At 62.0% G+C, this 5024-nt stretch carries 3 protein-coding genes; all 3 read right to left on the bottom strand.

Features of this window, described 5'->3' with window-relative positions:
• On the bottom strand, positions 1 to 2137 hold a 2137-nt coding region (locus IK083_07685), incomplete at its 3' end, for an AAA family ATPase (GenBank protein ID MBR4749432.1).
• A 198-nt stretch (positions 2138 to 2335) separates the two neighbouring features.
• Positions 2336 to 3184, bottom strand: coding sequence for a class II fructose-bisphosphate aldolase (locus IK083_07680; GenBank protein MBR4749431.1), 849 nt, complete (start codon positions 3182 to 3184; stop codon positions 2336 to 2338).
• Between the two features lie 9 nt (positions 3185 to 3193).
• The coding region (locus IK083_07675) for a hypothetical protein (protein ID MBR4749430.1) at positions 3194 to 5024 on the bottom strand (1831 nt) is incomplete at its 5' end.

The raw sequence follows: 5024 nt of genomic DNA, 5'->3' as shown, positions 1-5024 counted from the left end.
TCTTGAAGTCCATCGTCCTCCCCTGACCGTCCGTGAGCCGTCCGTCCTCCAGTATCTGGAGCAGTATGTTGAACACGTCGGCGTGGGCCTTTTCTATCTCGTCAAACAGCACCACCGCGTAGGGCTTGCGGCGGACGCTCTCCGTGAGCATGCCGCCCTCGTCGTAGCCCACGTAGCCCGGAGGCGCTCCTATGAGGCGGGCCACCGAATGCTTTTCCATATACTCGCTCATGTCTATGCGGATGACGGCCTTTTCGTCGTCGAACATGAACTCCGCCAGAGCCTTGGCCAGCTCGGTCTTGCCCACGCCGGTGGGACCCATGAAGAGAAAGCTGCCTATGGGCCTCCCCGGATCCGACAGGCCCGCTCTGGACCTGCGGACGGCGTTGGACACGCTGGAGACGGCCACGTCCTGGCCTATGACCCTTTCCTTCAGGCGGTCTTCCATGGTGATCAGCTTCTGCATCTCGCTTTCCAGCATACGGGACACGGGGATGCCGGTCCACTTGGCCACCACCTCGGCTATATCGTCCTCGTCCACCTCCTCCTTCAGTATGCGGTGGTCCTTCTGGGCCTCTGTCAGACGGTCGCTGAGCTCCTCCAGATGCTTTTTCTTTTCGGGGATGGTGCCGTGCCGCAGCCGGGCCGCCTGTTCCAGGTCGCCCTTCTTCTCCGCCAGGCCTTCCTCCCGGACCAGCTCCTGTATCTCGTTTTTGCACTCCCGGATCTCGTCGATGATCTCCTTTTCGCTCTTCCAGTGGAGCTTCAGCCGGTCGGACTCCTCCTTCAGGCGGCCTATCTCCTCCTCCAGAGCCTTCAGCCTCTCCATGGAAGCCTCGTCGGTCTCCTGCTTCAGAGCCTGCTTCTCTATCTCCAGCTGCATGATGCGCCTGTCGATCTCGTCTATCTCGGTAGGCATGCTGTCTATCTCGATCCTCAGGCGGCTGGCAGCCTCGTCTATCAGGTCGATGGCCTTGTCCGGCAGGAACCGGTCGGAGATGTAGCGGTCGCTGAGGGTGGCCGCCGCCACCAGAGCCACGTCCTTGATGCGCACCCCGTGATGGCCCTCGTATTTTTCCTTCAGGCCTCTCAGGATGGATATGGTGTCCTCCACGGTGGGAGGCTCTATGAGCACCGGCTGAAATCTCCTCTCCAGAGCCGCATCCTTTTCCACGTATTTGCGGTATTCGTCCAGAGTGGTGGCGCCCACGCATTTCAGCTCGCCCCGGGCCAGCATGGGCTTCAGTATGTTGCCCGCGTCCATGGAGCCCTCGGCGCCGCCTCCGGCCCCCACTATGGTGTGGAGCTCGTCGATGAAGAGGATGATCTGACCGCCGGAAGCCTTGATGTCATTCAGCACCGCCTTGAGACGGTCTTCAAATTCGCCCCTGTATTTGGCGCCGGCTATCAGGGCCCCCATGTCCAGGGCAAAGACGGCCTTGTTCTTCAGGGTCTCCGGCACGTCGCCGGACACGATCCTCTGGGCCAGGCCCTCGGCGATGGCTGTCTTGCCCACGCCGGGCTCGCCTATGAGCACCGGGTTGTTCTTGGTCCTGCGGCTCAGGACCTGCATCACCCGGCGGATCTCCTCGTCCCTGCCTATCACGGGGTCCAGCTTGCCGGCGGCAGCCAGCCGGGTCAGATCCTGGCCGTATTTTTCCAGAGCGTTGTATTTGCCCTCCGGGTCTCTGTCCGTGACCCGGGCAGCCCCCCGGACCTCCCGGATGGCCTTTTCCACCGCCTCCCTGTCTATGCCGGCGGCAGAGAGAGCCTCTCCCGTGTCTCCGGTGAACATGGACAGCAGCAGATGCTCGCAGCTGACGAAGTCGTCCTGCATGCCGGCGGCGCATTTTTCCGCCTCTGTGAGCAGGGCCGCGGACTCACGGCTGAAATACTTGCCTCCCTCGCCCTTTACCCGGGGCTTTCTGTCCAGCAGCCGGACCACCTCCCCGGTGAGCTTTTTGGCGCTGCCCGGAGCCAGCTTGTCCAGCACGGCGGGCACCACGCCTCCCTCCTGGGAGACCAGAGCCAGCAGCAGATGCAGAGGCTCTATATTCTGATGGTCCAGCCTGGCGGCCTCGGCCTGAGCGGCAGACAGAGCTTCCAGGCTCTTGGTGGTATATTTATCTTGGTTCACAATAGCACCCCCAATTGAATTAATCTACGCACTATCAAGTGACTTGACACCGTCACTATCAATTAATAATACACCAACGGTGTCAGGTTTGTTCCCGTTCCAGGGCCTCTCCGGCAAAAATGCGGAGATTTTTTTGCCCCGGGGACAAAAAAAGCGGCGGGACCCGAGAGGTCCGCCGCCGGGGCTGCGCCATGCAGCTCAGCGTTTGTCCTGAGACAGAGCCGCTATCCACCTGAGGACCACCTCTTTCACGGCGGCCTTGGCCGCGGTGACTCCGTGGCCCCACCACTCGTTTTCGGACACGCTGCTCAGGGTGGACACGTAGGCCCTGCCTATCTCGGAGGCCACGTTCACCTTGCGGATGCCCAGATTCACCGCCCGCCTCAGCTGGTCCGCGGGGATGCCGGAGCCGCCGTGGAGCACCGTCCTGGCCCGGCCGTCTATGGCGGTGACTATCTCCTCCAGCAGCTCAAAGTCCAGGACCGGCAGAGCCTTGGAAAGGCCGTGGGCGTTGCCTATGGACACGGCTATGGCGTCCACTCCGGTGGCGTCCACGAATTCCCGGGCCTCCCGGGGGTCCGTGAGAGTATTGTATTTGGTGTCGGTGCCCTCAAATACCAGATCGTCGCACCGGCCTATGTGGCCTATCTCCCCTTCCACCGTGGAGCCGAAATCGGCAGCCCGGCGCACCACCTCGGCGGTGTTGCGGATATTGTCCTCATAGGGCAAAAAGGAGCCGTCGTACATCACGGACCTGACGCCCGCCTTCATGCAGTCGGTGATATATTCTATGTCCGTGCAGTGGTCCAGGTGCAGGCACACGCTGATGTCGAAGTCCCGGGCCATGAATTCCACCAGCTCCACCCATTTTTTCAGGCCAAAGCTCAGGTTTTCTTCGGCGGAGCCTATGAGCATGGCATCCATGCCCTGCTCCTGACTGGCCTCATAGATGGCCAGCAGGGTCTCGGCGTTGGCAAAGTTGAAGGCGCCCATGCCGTAGTTGCCGGCATCCGCCTTCCTCAGCAGATCGTTCATGGTACAGAGCATAGCTTTCTCCTATTGGCTCACCGGGCCCACTATCACCTTGGCGGGATAGTTGGAGCCCGACACGGGCATGGTCTCCACCGTGAGCCGCCGGGTCTCCCCGGGCTTCAGGGTGTCGGTGTATATGTTGAATTCCGAGGGCGGCTTGATGTGATGTATGGTGACAGGCTCGCCGTTGACGGTGAAGTAGGCGGCCGCGGCCCCGGCGGAGGGGTCGAAGCCCACCCGGACCTTCCTCTCGTCCCCGGTGGGATTGGTGAGGGTGAAGTGCATCCTGTAGGTGACCCCGTAATTGCCGTAGAGCTTGGTGCCCTTTTCGGTGGTGAGGTGCTCCTTGCCCACGGAGATGAACACCCAGCTCTTGCCCACCTCGTAGGTCTCGGTGAACTCCTTCACGGGCTCGTCGAAAATGTAGTCGTCCTCGTCAAAGCTGCCGGTGCCGGAATATCTGGCGCAGGAATAGACGGAGGGGTTGGAGGAGTCCGACCGGACCACGCTGACCCTCACCACGCAGCCCATGGCGCCGTCCTTCTGGGTGAACTCCATGACGCCGCTGGAGGTGTCGTTCTGCTTCATGACGTCGGACAGATAGTATCTGGTGCTCCGGGGCGGGATGACGTCATAGGTGCTGATGTTCTTGTCCTCGGCGCTCATAAAGCCCTTGGTGGCCTGCAGGCCCACGGAGATGGTGTCCACCATGGGCTTGATGGCGGTGCGGGTGGACCGCACGGTGACGGGCTCGTCCCCGGCGTTGATGAGCTCTATGCGCAGATTGGCGTTCCTGCCGGTGGCGTTGAGATGGTGATAGAGGAGCCGGGTGCAGACCCCCTGCTCCAGGGTGCCGGTAAACAGGTCCTGAAAGCCCTTCATGGTCTCGGGATGGTTGGAATAGAATATGCGTGCAGGCTTTTCCCGCTTTTCCGAGCAGTTCTGTATGCGGACGTAGACCACCTTGCTCACGGTGAGATAATCGGCGCCATTGCAGCTCACCCGCACGGAGGCGGTGGAGCCGGCTCCGGAAGCCAGGGAGACGTCGGTCCAGTCTATGCCCTCCACCACCGTGGAGGCCCCGGGCTCCGCCTTGATGCTGCCGCACACGGCCCCCTTGAGCCCGGCCCTTATCACAGAGGAGGGACAGGGATTGCCCGTGACGTTGAAGGTGCAGGAGTCGGGGATGACGGCCGCCGGCTTTTTCACGTGTATCATGAATTCGAAGGTGTAGTCTCCGGCGGTGATGGTGACCCTGGTGACGCCCAGAGCCTTGCCGTAGGCCACTATGCTGCGGGTCACGGGGTCATAGCGCACCGAGGCCACGTCCGGATCGTCCATGGCCAGAGAGGGCTCCATGGTGTAGGAGCCGTGGAGGAGCCAGCTGCGCTGCTCTTCCAGAGGCAGCACGAAGGAGGAGGCGTCCAGATATATGGGCACCGCCTGCAGAGCCGCCCGGATGTTGTTGACCCACACTCCCGCCAGCCCTTCGGCTGTGGAAGAGAGCTGGGCCGCGTCCTCGGTCTGGGCGGATATCACCGCAGAGCCGCGGACAGTGATCCTGTAGAGGTCGTCGGAGAGCCTGACGAAGGCCACGCTGTCCGGAGTGAGCTCCGGCCCCGACAGCTCCATGATCCTCATGGCTGCCATACGGGCCCGCATGTCGGGGGATACACCGCCCTCGGGGACCCGGAACCGGCACACAAGGATGTTGTTCACGAGCAGATCGCCGCCGTCCGCCTCCACCCGGGGAGACAGGGCCAGCGCGCTCCTCCCTCCGGAAAGGGCCGCCACGCATAGGATGATTATAAATAGTCTTCTGAACACTCTGTCACCGTCTCTGTAAAAGTCACAT

It is taken from the genome of Abditibacteriota bacterium (assembly GCA_017552965.1).
GTDB lineage: Bacteria > Armatimonadota > UBA5829 > UBA5829 > UBA5829 > RGIG7931.
This window is presented reverse-complemented; position numbering and strand designations above follow the sequence as displayed.

Bases quoted from the DNA above. Each gene is read 5' to 3' on its own strand.
- IK083_07680 (MBR4749431.1), bottom strand. From the start codon at position 3,184: ATGCTCTGTACCATGAACGATCTGCTGAGGAAGGCGGATGCCGGCAAC.